This window comes from Halococcus hamelinensis 100A6 (assembly GCF_000336675.1).
Taxonomy (GTDB): domain Archaea; phylum Halobacteriota; class Halobacteria; order Halobacteriales; family Halococcaceae; genus Halococcus; species Halococcus hamelinensis.
The window spans coordinates 40,032-57,593 of sequence record NZ_AOMB01000015.1 but is presented as its reverse complement, the minus strand read 5'-3'; the positions used below and the strand labels follow the sequence as shown (position 1 = coordinate 57,593).

At 67.4% G+C, this 17,562-nt stretch carries 14 protein-coding genes; 6 read left to right on the top strand and 8 right to left on the bottom strand.

The genetic code is table 11. The features are described from left to right. Nucleotides 1-88 precede the first annotated feature (88 nt). Together C447_RS05880 and C447_RS05875 are read right to left on the bottom strand one after the other, a co-directional pair. The gene (locus tag C447_RS05880; RefSeq protein WP_029601742.1) at nucleotides 89-2,563 is read right to left on the bottom strand and encodes an alkaline phosphatase PhoX; all 2,475 of its coding nucleotides are present in this window, start codon (nucleotides 2,561-2,563) and stop codon (nucleotides 89-91) included. Between the two features lie 187 nt (nucleotides 2,564-2,750). Beyond that, a complete protein-coding gene (locus tag C447_RS05875; RefSeq protein ID WP_029601743.1) occupies nucleotides 2,751-3,176 on the bottom strand; it encodes a hypothetical protein in 426 nt (141 codons plus the stop codon). Between the two features lie 259 nt (nucleotides 3,177-3,435). Here C447_RS05875 and C447_RS05870 point away from each other — a divergent pair, with 259 nt between their 5' ends. Next, the gene (locus tag C447_RS05870; protein ID WP_007691814.1) at nucleotides 3,436-5,496 is read left to right on the top strand and encodes a S9 family peptidase; all 2,061 of its coding nucleotides are present in this window, start codon (nucleotides 3,436-3,438) and stop codon (nucleotides 5,494-5,496) included. A 55-nt stretch (nucleotides 5,497-5,551) separates the two neighbouring features. Then, complete coding sequence (locus C447_RS05865; RefSeq protein ID WP_029601745.1) at nucleotides 5,552-6,433, top strand: dihydrodipicolinate synthase family protein; 882 nt, start codon at nucleotides 5,552-5,554, stop codon at nucleotides 6,431-6,433. 23 nt (nucleotides 6,434-6,456) lie between these two features. On the opposite strand, the gene C447_RS05860 is transcribed toward C447_RS05865, so the two are convergent. Together C447_RS05860 and C447_RS05855 are read right to left on the bottom strand one after the other, a co-directional pair. Further along, the gene (locus C447_RS05860; protein WP_007691812.1) at nucleotides 6,457-7,368 is read right to left on the bottom strand and encodes a hypothetical protein; all 912 of its coding nucleotides are present in this window, start codon (nucleotides 7,366-7,368) and stop codon (nucleotides 6,457-6,459) included. A 55-nt stretch (nucleotides 7,369-7,423) separates the two neighbouring features. Then, the gene (locus tag C447_RS05855) at nucleotides 7,424-8,467 is read right to left on the bottom strand and encodes a zinc-dependent alcohol dehydrogenase family protein (protein ID WP_029601947.1); all 1,044 of its coding nucleotides are present in this window, start codon (nucleotides 8,465-8,467) and stop codon (nucleotides 7,424-7,426) included. A 119-nt stretch (nucleotides 8,468-8,586) separates the two neighbouring features. On the opposite strand from C447_RS05855, the gene C447_RS05850 reads away from it, so the two are divergent. The 3 genes from C447_RS05850 (at nucleotide 8,587) to C447_RS05840 (ending at nucleotide 12,375) form a co-directional block, all read left to right on the top strand. Then, nucleotides 8,587-9,366: an SDR family NAD(P)-dependent oxidoreductase gene (locus C447_RS05850; RefSeq protein WP_007691810.1), complete on the top strand. Its 780-nt coding sequence runs from the start codon at nucleotides 8,587-8,589 to the stop codon at nucleotides 9,364-9,366. A gap of 125 nt (nucleotides 9,367-9,491) precedes the next feature. Beyond that, nucleotides 9,492-10,700, top strand: coding sequence for a CDP-glycerol glycerophosphotransferase family protein (locus tag C447_RS05845; protein WP_007691808.1), 1,209 nt, complete (start codon nucleotides 9,492-9,494; stop codon nucleotides 10,698-10,700). 70 nt (nucleotides 10,701-10,770) lie between these two features. Continuing rightward, nucleotides 10,771-12,375, top strand: a complete 1,605-nt coding sequence (locus tag C447_RS05840) for an HAD-IIA family hydrolase (RefSeq protein ID WP_275039440.1) — start codon at nucleotides 10,771-10,773, stop codon at nucleotides 12,373-12,375. Nucleotides 12,376-12,382: 7 nt separating this feature from the next. Here the strand turns inward: C447_RS05840 and C447_RS05835 are convergent, their stop codons facing one another. Beyond that, nucleotides 12,383-13,321, bottom strand: a complete 939-nt coding sequence (locus tag C447_RS05835) for a glycerophosphodiester phosphodiesterase (RefSeq protein ID WP_007691804.1) — start codon at nucleotides 13,319-13,321, stop codon at nucleotides 12,383-12,385. A 147-nt stretch (nucleotides 13,322-13,468) separates the two neighbouring features. Here C447_RS05835 and C447_RS05830 point away from each other — a divergent pair, with 147 nt between their 5' ends. Then, nucleotides 13,469-15,340 carry an ABC transporter ATP-binding protein gene (locus tag C447_RS05830; protein ID WP_007691801.1) on the top strand — a complete coding sequence of 624 codons (1,872 nt, stop codon included), beginning with the start codon at nucleotides 13,469-13,471 and terminating at the stop codon, nucleotides 15,338-15,340. A 4-nt stretch (nucleotides 15,341-15,344) separates the two neighbouring features. Here the strand turns inward: C447_RS05830 and C447_RS05825 are convergent, their stop codons facing one another. The 3 genes from C447_RS05825 to C447_RS05815 are packed head-to-tail and all read right to left on the bottom strand — an operon-like array spanning nucleotide 15,345 to nucleotide 17,553. Then, the gene (locus C447_RS05825) at nucleotides 15,345-15,938 is read right to left on the bottom strand and encodes a YIP1 family protein (protein ID WP_007691798.1); all 594 of its coding nucleotides are present in this window, start codon (nucleotides 15,936-15,938) and stop codon (nucleotides 15,345-15,347) included. A 46-nt stretch (nucleotides 15,939-15,984) separates the two neighbouring features. Next, nucleotides 15,985-16,566 (bottom strand): NADPH-dependent FMN reductase, encoded by a 582-nt coding sequence (locus C447_RS05820; RefSeq protein ID WP_007691796.1) that lies wholly within the window; start codon nucleotides 16,564-16,566, stop codon nucleotides 15,985-15,987. A 60-nt stretch (nucleotides 16,567-16,626) separates the two neighbouring features. Continuing rightward, entirely contained in the window at nucleotides 16,627-17,553 is a 927-nt protein-coding gene (locus C447_RS05815; RefSeq protein ID WP_007691785.1) for an HhH-GPD family protein, read from the bottom strand. Nucleotides 17,554-17,562 lie beyond the last annotated feature (9 nt).

Below are 17,562 nucleotides of genomic sequence, written 5' to 3'. Positions count from 1 at the left end.
GTCCCGTTGCTGTCGATGCCGGGCGTCGATGGTTCTCGTCGTCGCATCGATCAAAAAAGCGTGGGTCGGTGTGTCGGACGGACAGCGCTCAGTCCTCGATTTCGAAGGAGACCATCGCCGTCGCGTCCGCGTCGACGACGCTCACGGTGAACTCGTACTCGCCGGCCGGGACGTCGGAGACGTCCATCCCAACGATGTCGTCGCGGGTCAGGTCGTACGGGTCGTCGTCGGCGTTGTCGAAGGTGATCTCGTCGATTTCCGACTCAGAGAGCTCCGGTGAGGTGATCTCGACGTCATACGGCCCTTCGTACGCGCCGTAGACGAGGTCGAGGTTGAGGATCCCGTTCTCCGGCGGCGTGTCGACGGTGTTGGCACAGCAATCCCGGAAGCGGGCGTTCAGCGGGTCGTCCGCCGGCGGGGTGTGGAAGCCCATATCGTCATCGTCGCCACTCTCGCCATCGGGGTCGGGGTCGTAGACGTACAGCCCGTCGTTGGGGTACGAACGGGCGGGGCCGCCGAAGCCGTCCTCACAGCAGATCAGCCGGCCGTCGTCCATCGCGTAGACGTTGTCGACGTTGCGCAGCGCGTCGTCGGCGTCGGCGGGCGGGTCGGTGAAGTCGGGCCCGACGATGACCGGTTCGAGCGTCGAGACGTTGTAGTCCGCTTCGAGTTCCGCGCGGTAGACCACGCCGCCGTCGACGCGGTCCATCCGGAGATCGCCCGTGTCGTCGGCCATGTCGTCGTTGAACTCGGAGATCCCGAAGTAGACGAAGTCGCCGGGCTGAGCGCCGTCGACGCTGTCGACACCCTCCGCCTTGTTGAACTCGATGGACGCGCCGATCTCCTTTGCGGCCGCTCGCATCTCCAAGAAGGGGACTCTCCGGAGCTCCTCGTCGACGCCGTCCGGGCCGTGCGCCTCGAACTGGGCGGCCCACTCGACGATCTCCTCGTTGGTGATGTAGTTCCGGTTGCCGTTCTCGATGACGGCCTTGTCGGCCTCTTCGAGCGCCGCCTCTGGGTCGTCCTCCCAGTCGGTCTCGGCGTGCGCGAGGTAGTCCTCCTGGGTCACGTCGTCGTAGTCGGCGATCCACGCCTCGGCCTCGGCGTTGCTCGCGTGTCCGAGCTCGATCCACTCGACCTCCAGATCGACGTCCGCCGGGGAGTTGCGCTTGCCGGTCTCGGGGGCCGAGGCCGCGTCGTTGGTGATCTTCGGGGCGTAGAGAGTCCCTGCGACGTCCATCGGGTCCTCGTAGCTCGGGATCGGCTCGTCGGCGACGAACTTGTAGATGCCCTTGCTGTCGCCGTCCGAACAGCCGTAGACGGTTCGCTCGTCGGCCTGGACGTTCGGCGACTCCCACGCCGCTCGGCCCATCACGTAGTACTTGACCGGCTGGGGTTCGTCGGCCGTCGGCTCGCGGACGTCGACGTGGTAGCCGTAGCGGTACGGGTTGGGGTAGACGTCGACGATCGGCGTCGTATCGCTGAGCGTCTCCTCGTCGGGTTGGTCGGCGTCGGGCTGGTCGACCTGTTCGGCACCGAGGTAGTACGCGAGGAACTCGACGCCCGTCAGCGCCCAGTAGCCCTGCGGTTCGAAGGCCTCGTCCTCACCGTAGTACTCGACGATCGCCTCGCCGATACCGTTGGGGTTCGGTCGGTTCCAGAACTGACACCCACCGACGAGGCCCTTTCCGCTGTCGGCCTCGACGATGTCGCCCACCGTGTGCGTGAGCGAGACGCGCGGCTGGGCGTAGTTCTCCTCCGAGGAGATCATCGTGTTCCACGGGCTGCGGTCGCCGTAGCAGTTGATGCGCGTGCCGCCGAGGTCGCGGAGGGCGTCGGTGTTCGCGAGGTTGATCGCGTTCTCCAGGTCAGCCTCCCACTCGCCGTCGTCGTCCTGGCTGATCGGTATCCGGGAGATGTTTCCGGGGCTGTTCTCCCAGTTGGTGAAGAGGTAGCCCGCGGTACCGTCGTCCGTGGGGACGAACTGGTTGCAGTCGGGGTTGCTCGCGGCCAGCCCGTACTGCGTGCCCGCGAAGTAGGGGCGGTTCTTCCGTTCGGGCTCGGCGTTGGCGGCGTCCGCCCGGACGATGTCGGTTCCGTCGGGCGTCTGGGTCACGCCGAGGCGTTCCGCGCCGCCGTTGATCGGCTCGCGGCCCCGTGCGAGCAACGTGTACTCGCCGTTGCCCGCCCGGACGCGTCCCTGCTCGTCCTCGGTCTGAGGTGTCGAGACCTCCTCGAAGTCGTCGTTGTCGCCGTCGAGTTCGAAATTGAAACCGCTGAAGTAGCCGATGCCGGCCCGGTCGAACGGTTCGGGGTTCTCCTCGCTCGGGTGCTGGAGGCTGTAGAGCAGCCCGCCGTCGTCGAATACAAACGGTCCCGTCACCTCGGCACCGAAGGCAGTCGTCGAGAAACGCTTGAGTTCGCCCTCGACACTCGGGGCCCCCGGCGTATTCGTCTCTTCGACTTCTTCAGAGTGTTCCGCACTCGCCGTGCCGACCACACTGGCACCGAGCGTGGCCGCGACCGACGTCGCCATCAGCTTCCGCCGCGTAAATTCGACCATGCGAATGGTCACGCAAAGGCCCGAGGGAAGTAGCTTCGCGGCATAAACACCGGAGACATACCGACCCGAACGAACGGCTATGAGTGCTACGTAGTGGTCCGGTGGCTCGCGAGGGCGACGGTCGGGACTCGGCGTCGGATGGTGATCACACGAGGTCAGCATACCGGGGTCGAAAACGGGTTGTCGGCTACTCCATACCGCGCTCTTTCGCGCCCTCCCGGATCCCCGCCGCCCGCTTTTCGACCCGGGAGGCGTACCGCCGGACCTTCTCCGGTTTCACCCCGTAGAACGACGCCACCCAGTTGACGTCGGTGCCCGGCTGGGTCAGGAAGTACGCCACGAGGGTGTCGCGGCCGGCCTGGATGATCTCGGGCGGAACACCCCGATCACCGGTGCCGGCCTCCTCGAAGCCGTTGACGTCGAAGTAGACGTCGGCGTAGAGTTCGGCCGTCTCCGGGTTCTCGAAGGTGATTCCCGTGTGGTGTGGCGCTTCGAATCGGTATCGGACCCCGTCGGCGTTGGTCGGGTAACACTCGACGATCCGAACACCCAGCATGTACGCCCGATGGAGCGATTCGCCATCGTCCGATGGGGAGGGCTCAGACCGAGACATGGGGAGTGAGAGCGCCAGTGATGGGTCGAGGGGCCCGTGGGTGGAAGGACTGCGCCATTACAGCCGACCGTTCGATGCCCGCGACTTGAAGCTACGCTCCCTTCTCTCAGGAGGGCTACTGTGAACTCGGTTCGGATCCGGAACGATTGCGGGGTGTCGCAGGTTCCTCACCGAACCGTCGGGGATGTCGACGGAGCGCGTCGATAGAGGGCGTTGGGGAAGGGACAGCGTAATACCCGTGGTGTGGTGACGATCCACGATGACGGACCCGATACCGCTCGATTCGGTCTACGACGTGACGACCATCACGGCGGTCGCGCTCTCGCCCGACGGCGACCACGCCGCGTTCGTCGCCCGCGAGTCGAGTCGGACCGACGACGAGCGTCACACGTCGGTCTTCGTGGTGCCGACCGACGGGAGCCGACCGCCCCACCGACTGACCCGCGCCTCGGATGCCGGGTCACCGCAGTGGAGCCCCGACGGCACGAAACTCGGGGTGCTCGCGGTGCGCGAGCACGACGTCGGGCTGGCGGTCACATCGGGCGATACCGACGAGGACGGGACGGAGCCGAGCGAGAACGGCGACGAACCGAAGTCCCAGGTCTGGGTCTTCGACCTCGAACTCGGTGGCGACGCGCGGCAGGTCACCGACCGCGACGAGGGGGTTCGGGAGTTCGACTGGGGGCCCGACGGCGAGCGGGTCGTGGTCTCGGCGCGCGACCCGACCGACGAGGAACGCGAGTATCTCGACGCCCGTCGGGAGGGGGACGGACCGATCGAGACCGAACGCCTCCAGCACAAAGCCGACGGCGCGGGCTGGCTGGATTCGGTGACGAGCTACCTCTTCGTGGTCGACGTCGAGACCCGCGAGTCGACGCGCCTCGACGAGGCCTACGGCGGTGGGGCCTACGAACCGATGAGCGGCCTCCAGCCCGCGTGGAGCCCCGCGGGCGACCGGATCGCCTTCCTCTCGAATCGGACCGAACGGCCCGACGACAACGCGGTGATGGACCTCTACACCGTCGCGCCCGACGGTACCGACCTCTCCCGCCTCACCGAGAGCGACCTGGTCGTCGGCGGCGCGGAGTGGCACCCCGACGGCGACCGGCTCGCGTTCGTCGGCAGCGACCCCGAGAACAGCGCCGTCCCCGGCCAGGTCTACGTGTGGGACGGCGACGGCTACGAGTCGCTGACCCCCGACCTGGACCGGCGGCCCACTCGGCAAGCGCCGCTCCGGTGGGACGACGGAACGGTTCTGACGGCCATCGCCGACGAGGCCGACGTCCGGTTCGTTCGTGCCCATCCCGACGGCGCGCCCCCCGAGCGTGTTTTTCCCGACCCGGTCGAGCACCGGACCCTCCAGACGTTCGACCTCGCCGCGGGAACGTTGGTCGCGTTGGTGAGTCACCCCTCGGCGGGCGTCGACCTCCACACCGCGAGCCTCGCGGACCTCGAATCGGCCGGCGGTGACGCCTTCGAGGCGCTCACCGCGGTGAACGAGGAGCTGCTCGACGGGGGTTCGTTTCCCGACTGCGAGCGGGTGCGCTACGAGAGCGCCGGTCACGAGATCGACGCCGTCACGTACCTGCCGCCGGGGTTTGACCCCGACGACCCCGAGCCCCACCCGTTGGTGGTCTCGATCCACGGCGGGCCGGTCCACTACGACGTGCCCGAGTTCGACTTCGAGTACGCGGCGTGGACCAGCCGCGGCTACGTCGTGGTCTGTCCCAACTACCGCGGTGGAGCCTCCTACGGACGGGCGTTCGCGGAGGAACTCCGGGGGCAGTGGGGCACCGTCGAGGTCGAGGACATCGCCGCCGGTATCGAGGCGCTCTGCGAGCGCGGGTGGGCCGATCCGGACAGGGTGTTCGGCCGCGGGGTCTCCTACGGCGGCATCGCCCAGGGGTTCCTCGTGACACAGACCGACCTCCTGACCGCCGCCGCACCCGAACACGGCATCTACGACCTCCGGTCGGTCTTCGGGACCGACGACACCCAGGTCGGGCTCGTCAACGAGTTCGGGCTGCCGTGGGAGGCCAAGGAAACCTACGACGCCGCCTCGGCCATCAGGGACGCCGGGAACATCGAGACACCCCTGTTGGTGATGGCCGGCGACCAGGACTGGCGGTGCCCGCCCAGCCAGTCCGAACAGCTCTACGTCAGTGCGCGCAAGCGGGGCGTCGACGCGAAGCTCGTGGTCTATCCCGACGAACACCACAACGTCGGCGACCCCGACCGCGCGCTCCATCGGCTCGAACAGCTCACCGAGTGGTACGAGAAGCACGACCCTGCGCTCGAATCGACCGACGACGAGGAGTGATCGTCGAGGGAGACCAGTCACGAGTACTATAGCGGGAGCGGACGAGGGGTAGAGCATGGAAGGTGTAGGTGTACCGCTGGTGACGCCGTTCGACGAGGGGGGAGCGATCGACGAAGCGAAACTCCGAGCGGTCGCGTCGTGGGTGGTCGACTGTGGTGTCGACTTCGTCGTCCCGTGTGGCTCGAACGGCGAATCGGAGCTCATGACCCTCGAAGAACGGGCGACGGTGACGGCGATCGTCGCCGACGAGGTCTCGGTGCCCGTGCTCGCCGGCACCGGCCATCCGGGATTCGAGGAGACGCGCGAGCAGACACGGCGGGCGGCGGACGCGGGGGCCGACGCCGCGCTGGTCGTCACACCCTATTATTTCGACCACGACCAGGCGGCGCTCGCAGCGTACTACCGTCGGCTGGCCGACGAGAGCCCGCTCCCGATCTACCTCTACAACGTGCCGGCGAAGACCGACGTCTCGCTCGACCCGGAGACGGTCGGGACGGTGGCCGACCACGAGAACGTCACCGGGCTGAAGGACTCGACCGGCGACATGATCGCGTTCCAGCGCGAGCGCCGCCTCGCGGGGCCGGAGTTCGATCTCCTCGTTGGAACTGGTGCCCTCCTCGCACCGGCGCTCGACGCCGGCGGCGACGGCGGCGTCATGGCGCTCGCCAACGTGGTCCCCGACCTCGTTTCGGACGTGTACCACCAGCGAGCCGACGACAGCGCCGCCGCACGCGCGCTCAACGCCGATCTGGTCGCGCTCAATCAGGCGGTCACCGCCCGGTACGGTGTCCCCGGCCTCAAGGCGGCGATGGCCCACCGCGACGTGCCGGCCGGACACGTTCGCTTTCCGCACCAGCCCGCCGACGAGGATGTCGTTGAAGAAGTTGCTGCGCTGGTCGACGAGGCGCTTGACAGGCACACTGACGGACCAGAGTAGTTTTCTCTTCGGGTGGGTTTTCCTCAGCTCTCATCTTCTAACCTGTGGCGTTTAGCCTCCTCGTAAGCAGCACCAATGGAATTCGTATGAGCTACATCGTACGCCATACCCCCTCCCTTCGCTGCTTCTCGTATCGATTTGAGCCGGATACCTAACGCTAACACGACACCAATTTTTGCTCTCCACGCTTTTGAGCTATCACTCCTACAGATATCTATCCGAAGAAATACTTCTTCGTAGGCTGCGTAGATCGAGAGAGGAAATGTGAGTATCAACATCCACAGACCCAATAGCATAGGCCAAACCATCTTGACAACCGATAGCTGCCAATCTACTGCACCCCACAATATATCAGCAGTTCGTAAGGTATGGATCACAACAACAGCCGATGCGATGGTCAAAGTCCATATTCTTACTTTAGATGCGATATCTTCTTCTTGAGAATTGCTTGCACCGGCCGGAAGAACAATAGCGATTAGCAGTACTACTTGCAGAACGAACTCGATCGGAATTGAGAAGGGCGACAGATTCATGAAATATTCGATTATCACGATACCCCCTATAATCTCAGTGGCCTTGTCCTTGAGATAGGCAATCTTCGTAGCTTCGGTAAAACTCCCCAGTAGTACAAGACCTGAGGATACTCCCCAGATGAATGTGTCTTTTGTCAGTACTGGATTCCAAATGCCAACCATATCTGCTACCAGTACGAACAATATCAGCCATAGAATGTAGATCGCCCAAAGAGCGAGCAACTTGCGACCAGTGGCCACCTTAATTGCTGAAAATAGGGCCGAGCGCGATTGAGTGTTCCAGATGACGAATGCCGCAAACGTCACGAGCAGAATTAGCCCCACCCACTCTCGATTGTTTGGCTGAAAACCGTGGGCAATGAGCCACGAGATAACTTCGTTAGTTATCCACTGAAGGTTCATACTGTGCTAACACGAAGAAATCAGTGTCCAGAGATAGATAAGCGGCTTTCTGGCTCTATTCGTTCTTGACCATCACCTTCACCGCCTCGCGCTCGTCCATCGCCTCGTAGCCCTCGGGCACGCCCTCGATATCGACGGTCTTCGTGAACACCGGCGAGGGGTCGAGGGTGCCCTGGAGCACGTCGGCCATCAGGTCGTCGACGTAGCGACGCACCGGCGCGACGCCACCTTCGAGGCCTACGTTCTTCCCGAACATCGTGGCGACGAAGTCGGTGGTCTCGACACCCGCCGGAACGCCGACGTAGCCGATGGTGCCGCCCGGACGTGCGACCTCCGCGGCGGTCTCCATCGAGGATTCCATCCCGACGCATTCGAGGACGTGGTTCGCGCCGCCGTAGGTCGTCTCGCGGGCCGCCTCGATGGCTTCCTCGCCCTCCGCGGAGATGACCTCCGTCGCGCCGAACTCCTCGGCGATTTCGAGCCTGTCCTCGTGGTGGCCCATCGCGATGACGCGCTCGGCCCCGAGGCGTTTCGCGGCGAGCACGCCACACAGCCCGACCGCGCCGTCACCGATGACGATGGCCGTGTCACCCGCCTCGACGCCCGCGCTGACGGCGGCGTGGTGGCCCGTACACATCACGTCCGTGAGCGGCAGGAGCGATTCGAGGACGCCCTCGTCGTCGGCGTAGCGCTCGGGGACCTTCACGAGCGTGCCGTTGGCGTGCGGCGCGCGAACCTTCTCGCCCTGTGCGCCGGTGAGGTCGCCGCCCCAGCCGTAGCCGTTCACACAGGAGGTCTGGAGGCCCTTCCGGCAGAACTCGCACTCGCCACAGGAGATCGAGAACGGCGAGAGCACCCGGTCACCGGGTTCGACGTGCCGGACCTTATCCCCGACTTCCTCGACGATCCCCATCGGTTCGTGGCCGACCCCCGCGCCCTCGGGCATCTCCTCGCGGTGGCCCCGGTAGAACCAGAGGTCCGAGCCACAGACCGCCGTATGGGTGATCCGGACCACGGCGTCCGTCGGCTCCTCGATCTCGGGGTCGGGGACCTCCTCGACGCGGATGTCGCCCGGCCCGTGGTAGATGGCTGCGTGTATCACCGCGGAGTGGTGGACCCCGAGCTAAAAACCTCCAGCTACCGGCAACCCGACGGCCGCGTCGAGGGACCGCCGAACCCAACGCGACCGCTTAACCCCCCGGAGCGAGTCGTGTTGCCATGGGTACGATCACCGGCGATTTCGCCGACGAGACGGTCATCGTGACGGGCGCGAGTTCGGGCATCGGCCGCGCGGTGGCGCTCGCGTTCGGCGAGGCCGGCGCGACGGTCGTCAACGCCGACGTCCGAGCGGAGCCGAAGGACCACGACGCCGAACGGCCGACCCACGAAGCCATCCGCGAGGCCGGCGGCGAGAGCGAATACGTCGAGACGGACGTCTCGGACCCCGCGGAGATCGAATCCGTCGTCGAGGCCGCCCGCGAGTTCGGCGGGGTCGATGTAATGATCAACAACGCCGGGGTCCACGTCAGCCGGCGCTTTCGCGAGGTGAGCCCCGAGGACCTCGAACGGGTGCATCGGGTGAACACCGTGGGGACCTTCTTCGGGACGCAGGCCGCCGCGAACGACATGATCGAGCGCGGCGAGCCGGGGTGTATCGTCAACACCGCCTCCTCGACCGCCAGTATGCCCGACTGGGAGCACGCCCACTACGCCGCGACGAAGGGCGCGATCCGGATGGTCACCCGGAGCGCGGCGCTCGAACTCGCCCAGTACGACATCCGGGTCAACAGCGTCGCGCCGGGACCGGTCGCCACCGAGATCACCGAGGGCTGGTCCGAACGGGCCGAGGAATCGGTGGGTGGCGACGGGAGGACACCGCCGACGCGCGCGGGCCGGCCATCGGACCTCGCGGGCGCGTACCTCTACCTCGCCAGCGAGGGGGCCGACTACGTCACCGGCGAGCAGGTCTGGGTCGACGGCGGCTCGCGGATCGCCTGAGGGACGAGCCAGGGTCGTCACGCCGACCCCGTCCTGTAGCGGACGTGAACGACCGATACGGATGAGCGCGTTCCGTGATCGTCGTATCGGTGGGGCTTTGGCGGCGACCGCCGCGGATTCACACGATGCAGCAACGTCTCCGCGCGGCGCTCGACCGCGCGTTTCTCGTCATCGGCTGTCTCTGCCACTGGGTCGTCGCGCGCCTCCCGCTCACCCGTGACCCGGATCTGTGGGTGTTCGGGACGCGGAGCGGCCAGGGGTTCGCGGACAACGCGAAGTACCTCTACCTCCACGTCGCGGCGAACCACCCCGAGATCCGGGCGGTCTGGCTCTCGACGGACCCCGAGGTGGTCGAGACGCTTCGCGCCCGGGGCTACGAGGCCCACCACACCCGGTCGTTGCGCGGCCTCCGGGCGAACCTCCGGGCCGGGGTCGTCTGTGTCACCCACGGGCTCCGGGACGTGACCCTCGCGCTCTCGGGCGGCGCGCGTGCGGTCCTGCTCTGGCACGGCACGCCACTGAAACACATCTCGTGGGATTCGCACTTCCCCGGGGAACCCCTGCCCGTTCGCCTCGCCCACTCCTACGCCCACGACGTGCTCGATCGCATCACGATACCCGCGGAGGCCATGATCCCCGCCTTCGTCTCGGGGCTCCATATCGACCCCGAAGTCCTCGCCGTCACGGGCTATCCGCGCAACGACGCGCTGGTCGGGTCGATAGCCGACGACGACATCGGTCTCGACGGTGCCAGCCTCCGGGCGGTCGAGGCGCTCGCCGCCGAGCACCGACTCGTTCTCTCGCTCCCGACCTTCCGGGATTCGGGCGAGAGCGTCTTCGAAACGCTCGACACCGCCGCCCTCGACGAACTCCTCGAACGCCACGACGCGTACCTCCTCGTCAAACCCCATCCGAACGAACCGCTCGAACCCGGCACGCTCGCCGGCGACCGGATCCGCGGGCTCCCCGAGCGCGTCGACAGCCACGCGCTGTTGCCGCTCGCCGACGCGCTGCTCACCGACTACTCCTCGGTGTTCTTCGATTACCTCCTGCTCGATAGACCCGTCCTGTTCTACGCGCCCGACCTCGACCGCTACCGGGCCGAGCGGGGCTTCTACTTCGACTACGACGAGGTCACGCCCGGCCCGGTCGCCCGAACGAACCCGGAGCTCCTCGCGGCCCTCGACCGGACCCTCGGGGCCGAGGCGGACGGGTTCGCCGCCGAGCGCGCCCGGGTCCGCGAGCGGTTCTGTGACACCCGGCCCGACCGCGCGGAACGCGTTTTCCGAACCGTTCGGGGCCACGAAAACAAGCGGGTTCGAAGATCTCCATAGAATAGGCCAAGAATCTATTGCTTTCACAGTCAGGGCGAACACCTACAATGAATGACCCGAAATCGGCAGTATGACTGCTGCAGTATCCACCCCGATAGGCACGGCAGTGGTGCTCGCGGCCGGGGTCGGTTCCCGGCTCCGCCCCGTGACCGCCGACCAGCCAAAGCCCTGCGTGACGATCGGATCACGACCGATCCTCGCCCACCAGCTCCACGCCTACGCCGACGCCGGCATCGTCGAGGTCGTGGTCGTCGCGGGCTATCTCGCCGACGACGTCCGCGAACTGTGTTCGGCGGTCGCGGCCGAACGCCCCGAACTCGAGATCACGGTGATCGAGAACGAGGACTACGACACCACCAACAACATGTACTCGCTGTCGCTCGCCCGTGAGGCGGTCGACGGCGAGGCGTTCTGCCTCTCGAACGGCGACGTGGTGTTCGACCCCCGCGTCGCCGCCGAACTCGCCACGGGCTCCGGCAGCGCCATCGCGTGCGACACCGACACCTACGACGAGGAGTCGATGAAGCTCACCCTCGATAGCCGAAACCGGGTCGAACACCTCTCGAAGGACGTCGACGCGGCCGAGGCCGATGCCACGAGCATCGACGCCTACCGGTTCTCCGCCGACTTCTCGACCCGACTGTTCGAGGAGATCGAGGAGCGGCTCGCGGCCGACACCGGCGACTGGACCGAGGTCGCCATCGACGCACTCCTCGCGCCCGGCGACCACGACGTCGAACCCCTCGACATCGCGGGCGCGCGATGGGTCGAGGTCGACGACTTCGACGNCCTCGCGCCCGGCGACCACGACGTCGAACCCCTCGACATCGCGGGCGCGCGATGGGTCGAGGTCGACGACTTCGACGACCTCCACCGGGCCGACCGGGTGTTCTCGCCGCTCTCGGCCCTGCGCGAGAAGGGCGCGGTCTTCTTCGACCTCGACGGCACGCTCTACCTCGGCGACGACCTCCTGTCGGGCGCGGACGGGGTCGTCGGATCGCTCCGCGAGGCCGGCGTCGACGTGTACTTCCTCTCGAACAACTCCTCGGGCTGGAAGACCGCCTACGCCGAGAAACTGGGTTCACTCGGGATCCCCGCCGACGAGGCCGACATCGTGCTCTCGACCGACGGTGTGATCGAGTACCTCGACGAGCAGGCCGCGAGCGCCTACGTCGTCGGCACGCGTGCGATGCGCGGCGCGATGACGGACGCGGGGCTGACGGTCGAGGCCGACGAGCCCGACGCGGTGGTGGTCGGCTTCGACACCGAACTCACCTACGAGAAGGCCAGACGCGCCTCGCTCGCGATCCAGGACGGCGCGGAGTTCCTGCTCGCCCACCCGGACATGGTCTGTCCGACGCCGGACGGCCCGATCCCCGACTGCGGGTCGATCGGCGCGTTCGTCGCCGCCGCGACCGGCGAGGAGCCCGACCGGGTGTTCGGGAAACCCGACCCACGGATGCTCGACCACGTGCTCGACGACCACGACCTCTCGCCCGCCGACGTCGCGGTGGTCGGCGACCGGCTCGGAACCGAGATCCGCCTCGCCGAGCGCCTCGGCTGCGAGTCGGTCTGTGTGCTCACCGGCGACGCCACGCGGGAGGCGGTCGAGACGAGCCCGCTCGCACCGACGTTGGTTGCCGAAAGCGTCGCGGACCTCGACGACTTCCTGTAAAGACCGGTCAGTCGTTCGACATCGCTGCCGACGCGTCGGGAGCCGACCGGCCGGCGTCGGTCGCGGTTCGGGGCGGCGTGGCCCGCGTGAGTCCCGGGTAGTCGGCGATGAGGCCGTCGACGCCGGCGGCCCGGAGCTGGCTGGCCTGGTGCCAGTCCGTGACGGTCCAGACGTTGACCGGCCGGCCCGTCTCGTGCGCCCGCTCGACGAGGTCGACGTCGACGAACGGTCCGGTCGGGACGTAGCCCGAGTTGAAGAGGTCCGTCCCCCGAACCATGTCCAGCGAGGGGTGGACCGCCTCGCAGTCGTAGCGCTCCGTGACCGCGAGCCCGGCCTCGATCGAGTTCCAGAAGAGGTAGGCGAGCGGCGTCTCCGGGGCGACGTCGCGCATCGCGGCCAGCGCGCCCTCGTAGGACGACGAGACGAGCGCTGCGTTGCGGTGGTCGTCGAGCGCCCGAACCACCCGTTCGACGAGCGGGCTCCAGCGGTCGCGGCCCCGGCTCCGGTCGCGGGGGTCGAGTTCGCGGCGCGGCTGGCCGGTCCCCGGGTGCTTGAGTTCGACGTTCACCCCGACGTCCGCGGGCAGTGCGTCGAGCACCTCGGCGAACGTCGCCACCCGCTCGTCGCTCCCGAGCACCGAGTAGTTTCGAAGGGTTTCGAGGGGGGTCTCGGACACCCGTCGGCGTCGGTCGGCGGGCGGGACGTCGGTGAGCCGGCCCAGCGTGAGGTCGTGAAAGACCACCGGCTCGCCGTTCGCCGCCGGTTGGACGTCGATCTCGACCATGTCCGCGCCCGGCCCGTCCGCCGAATCCCCGCAGGCCGCCCGCATCGCGGCGATGGTGTTCTCCGGGGCGATGCCCGCGAAGCCCCGGTGGGCGATCGAGAGGAGGTCGTCCGACCGTTGCGTCGTCGCCGGCGGGACTCGCTCGACGGAACCGCGTTCCATGCCGGTCCGAAGCTCACGCAGGACTATCAAGTCTTCCTCTCGACTATATATTGTGCTACATAGACGTCCGCACGACCCGTTTCGAGGGGTCGGCCGAACGGGGTGAATGTCGGGTGTTTTTGCTCGTTCGGCGGGTAGGCCTGACGAATGTCGACGGGTGGGGAGAGCGTCTTCGACGAGTATCGCGACGCGGTCGAACGGCCGATCTATCGGTTGTTCGCCGACTACGGTCTCGACCACCGGGCGTGGTTCGCCACGGGGATGACCGCGAACGTGATCGCCCGCGGCGCGAGCCTCCTCCCGCCGCTCGTCCTCGGAATCGCCATCGACGCGGTCTTCCCGGCCTCGGGCTCCGGCGCGCCCTACGAACTCCCGTTCGTGCCCCAAACGTGGCTGCCGACCACCGACGGCGGCCAGTTCGCGCTCTCGGTCGGCCTGATCGTCGGGGCTTTCCTCGTGACGGCGGTGTTCACCTGGGTCTACGGCGTGACCGCGAACAACTTCGCCCACCGGGTGATGCACGACGTCCGGACCGACTGCTACGCGAAGATGCAGAACCTCGATATGCCCTTCTTCGACGACAAGCAGACGGGCGAGGTGATGGCGATACTCAACAACGACGCGACGAACCTCGAACGGTTCCTCGACGACGCGCTCCACGATTCGGCTCGGCTCGTGGTGATGATCGGCGGTATCGCCGCGATCCTGGTCTGGATGAACCCCCAGCTCGCGCTCGTCACCCTCGTCGCGGTGCCCGCGATGGCGCTGCTCACCCGGTGGTTCATGCGCGCGGTCGAACCGCGCTACGTCGCCCAGCGCAAGGCCGTCGGCGCGCTCAACACCCGGCTCGAAAACAGTCTAAGCGGCATCGGTCTCGTCAAGACCACCGGGACCGAGGAGTACGAGACCGGACGCGTCACCGACGCCTCCTACACCTACTTCGAGCGGACGATGGCGATGCTCCGGCTCAACTACCTCTACCGACCGGGAATGGAGCTCCTCGCCGGCCTCTCCTTCGGCGCGACGTTCGTCGTCGGCGGGTGGTGGCTCGCCACCGGCGAGGCCCCGCTCTTTCTCTCCGGAACGCTGACCACCGGGACCTTCGTGACTTTCCTCCTGATGAGCCAGCGGTTCGTCACGCCCCTCTCGGAGGTCTCGACGATCATCGACCAGTACGAGAACGCGCGGGCGTCGAGCGAGCGCGTCTTCGGTCTCATGAGCATCCCCGCGACCATCACCGACGCCGACGACGCGACCGCCCTCCGCGATCCGTCGGGTGAAGTGACCTACGAGAACGTCACTTTCGGCTACGACGAGGAGGTCGTGATCGACGACGTCTCGTTCGCGGCCGAACCGGGCGAGACCATCGCGCTCGTCGGGCCGACGGGCGCGGGCAAGTCCACCCTCCTCAAACTCCTCATGCGGCTCTACGACGTCGACGAGGGCTCGATAGCGCTCGACGGCCACGATGTTCGAGACCTGACCCTCGAATCGCTCCGCGAGGCTATCGGCTACGTCGCCCAGGACACCTACCTCTTCGACGGCACGATCGCCGAGAACCTCCGCTACGGCGCGTTCGACGCGGCCGACGAGGAGATACGTGAGGCCGCGCGAGCCGCCGAGTCACACGGGTTCATCACCGCGCTCCCGGAGGGCTACGACACCCGGGTCGGCGAGCGCGGCGTCAAACTCTCCGGGGGGCAGCGCCAGCGCCTCGCCATCGCGCGGGCGATGCTCCAGGACCCGCCGGTGCTCGTGCTCGACGAGGCGACCTCGGACGTCGACACCGAGACGGAGGCCGCGATCCAGCGCTCGCTCGACCGTCTCACCGCGGACCGAACCACGTTCGTGATCGCCCACCGGCTCTCGACCGTGACGGACGCCGACCGGGTGTTCGTACTCCGGGACGGGACGATCGAAGAGCGCGGGAGCCACGACGAACTCCTCGACGCCGAGGGGTCGTACGCGCGGCTCTGGCGCGCCCAGTCGAGCGGCGTGGCTGGCGGAGCGCTCGATTGAGTCGCTAGCCGAGTCCGAGCAGGGTTCCCGCGGCCGCGAACCCGCGGAAGGCGTAGCCGAAGACGAAGGCCGCGGGGACCGCTGCGGCGAGCGCGGCCCGCAGGAGACTGGTTTCGTGGACTTCTCCGATACCCACGACGAGCAGTACCGCGCCGTAGACCGCACAGACGACCCTGAGGAGCGGGATCGGTGGGCCCGCGAGGAGACAGGGGGCGGTCGCGTAGGCGATGACCTGGACCGTCTCGCTGATCCCGGCGCGCTCGGGGACGAGAAGTGTGAGCGCGAGGGTACAGAGCGCGGCCGCGAAGTGAAGGGCGAGCGGCGCGACCAGGCCCACCGCGAGGACGAGCACGAGCACGAGCGAGGCGAGTCGCTGGTCTGCGATCACCGGGAGCGCGCCGGGAACGAGGAGGAACCGCGAGCATTCCTCGACCGCGACCACGCACCCGACGAAGACGAGGCCAGGGGCCTGGTCGCCGGGCGCGACCCCCGTGGCGAAGAACCGGCGAGGGCGAACGAGGACTTCGAGCCACGCGCGCGCGAGCGCTATCGGTCCCCTGTCGCGCCCGCCAGTCGGATTCTCGACCCACTGCGTCACTCGCGAGGGTTACACGCCCGTCAGTATTGGGGTTTCGATGGTCGAGCTAATCGTCCGCGCCGGGATTCTCGGTGCTCTCGATGCTCGGCGGGTCGGGTTCGATGTTCGCGTACTCCACCGACCGTTGGCCCAGCGTCGCCACCCGCTCGCGCGAGGACTCGTCGACGAGCGCGCCGTCTTCGAACTTGTTGCGGGCCTTCGGCACCGCGGCGTGGTGGGGAATCACCCACGCGTTGAGCGCCCGCGCCACCGACCGGAGGTGATCGAGCGGCGTGATGGGGAACGCGCCGCCGGCGACGCTCAGCAATCCTACCGTCGTGTTCTCGAACTCGTCGAAGCCACAGTAGTCGAGGGCGGCCTTCAGCACCGAGGAGTACGAGCCGTGGTAGGAAGGGGTCCCGAGGATGACGCTGTCGGCCCGTCGGATCCGTTCCTTCATCGCGAGCGCGTCGCCGGCCTCGCGGTCGTCGGCGTTGAATATCGGGAGATCGACGTCACGGAGGTCGATCAGGTCCGTGCTCGCGCCGAGGCGCTCGGCCTCCGCGAGCGCGTGTTCGAGCGCGATCCGGGTGTAGCTCGCCTCCCGGAGGCTGCCACAGAGCGCGACGACGTGTGGGGGCTCGGTCATCGGTCGTTCGGAGACACCCGGAAACAAAAATCGCGCTGGTTCGGTGTCCGGGGAAACGAACTACTGTCGAAGCCGAGCGGTGGTCTCGCCGTCGGTGTCGAGCGCCACGAGACCGTCGTCCGCGAGGTCCGACAGGAGGTCCGAAAGCCACTCGCGGCCGTGCTCGCCGTCGGGGGTGTAATCGACTCGGATTCGAGGACCGAGTTCAGAGAGCGGGAGGGAGTCGTACTCGCCGAGCACCCGGACCACGCGGCCCCGGAACTGCCGGCGGCTGCCCTCGAAGGCCGACTGGGTGGGGACGTCGGGCGCGCTGAAGTCGCCGGTCGCGTAGGCGTCACACCACTCGCGCCACGGGCACTCGGCCGTATCGCACGCGGGCGTCTTCTCGCAGGCCACGCCGCCGAGCTCCATCACCGCGTTGTTCCAGACCCGCGATTCGCCGTCCGGCATGAGCGCTTCTGCCGCCTCCTCGAAGGCCGTGTCGTCGTCGGGGACCGAGAACGCCCGGTAGAGCACGCGCTTGACGTTGGTGTCCACGACCGCGTCGCCGTTGTTGAACGCGAAGCTCGCCACCGCGTTCGCGGTGTAGGGCCCGACACCCTGGAGCTCCTGTAATTCAGCAGGTGTCTCGGGAAAGCTCCCATCGAACTCCTCGACGACCTGGCCAGCCGCCTCGTGGAGGTAGCGCGCACGGTTGTTGTAGCCCAGACTATGGGAGCTCCAGAAGCCGACCACCTCGGAGCGGTCGGCGGCCGCGAGCGCCTCGACGTCGGGCCAGCGCTCGACGAACCCCTCGAACGCCCGCACCACCCGGTCGAGCTGGGTCTGCTGGCTCATCACCTCCGAGACCCAGATCGCGTAGGGGTCGGTGGTCTCGCGCCACGGGTACGCCCGGTGGTCGGCCTCGTACCACGCCACGAGCGCCCGACGAACCGCTTCGGTGTCTTCCGGAAGCGAGCCATCAGCACTCGGCTCGGAGGTACTCATCGATGGGAG

Excerpts from the sequence above, each read along its gene's own strand:
- C447_RS05880 (WP_029601742.1), bottom strand. The coding sequence starts at position 2,563 with ATGGTCGAATTTACGCGGCGGAAGCTGATGGCGACGTCGGTCGCGGCC.
- C447_RS05875 (WP_029601743.1), bottom strand. The coding sequence starts at position 3,176 with ATGTCTCGGTCTGAGCCCTCCCCATCGGACGATGGCGAATCGCTCCAT.
- C447_RS05870 (WP_007691814.1), top strand. The coding sequence starts at position 3,436 with ATGACGGACCCGATACCGCTCGATTCGGTCTACGACGTGACGACCATC.
- C447_RS05865 (WP_029601745.1), top strand. The coding sequence starts at position 5,552 with ATGGAAGGTGTAGGTGTACCGCTGGTGACGCCGTTCGACGAGGGGGGA.
- C447_RS05860 (WP_007691812.1), bottom strand. The coding sequence starts at position 7,368 with ATGAACCTTCAGTGGATAACTAACGAAGTTATCTCGTGGCTCATTGCC.
- C447_RS05850 (WP_007691810.1), top strand. The coding sequence starts at position 8,587 with ATGGGTACGATCACCGGCGATTTCGCCGACGAGACGGTCATCGTGACG.
- C447_RS05845 (WP_007691808.1), top strand. The coding sequence starts at position 9,492 with ATGCAGCAACGTCTCCGCGCGGCGCTCGACCGCGCGTTTCTCGTCATC.
- C447_RS05835 (WP_007691804.1), bottom strand. The coding sequence starts at position 13,321 with ATGGAACGCGGTTCCGTCGAGCGAGTCCCGCCGGCGACGACGCAACGG.
- C447_RS05830 (WP_007691801.1), top strand. The coding sequence starts at position 13,469 with ATGTCGACGGGTGGGGAGAGCGTCTTCGACGAGTATCGCGACGCGGTC.
- C447_RS05820 (WP_007691796.1), bottom strand. The coding sequence starts at position 16,566 with ATGACCGAGCCCCCACACGTCGTCGCGCTCTGTGGCAGCCTCCGGGAG.
- C447_RS05815 (WP_007691785.1), bottom strand. The coding sequence starts at position 17,553 with ATGAGTACCTCCGAGCCGAGTGCTGATGGCTCGCTTCCGGAAGACACC.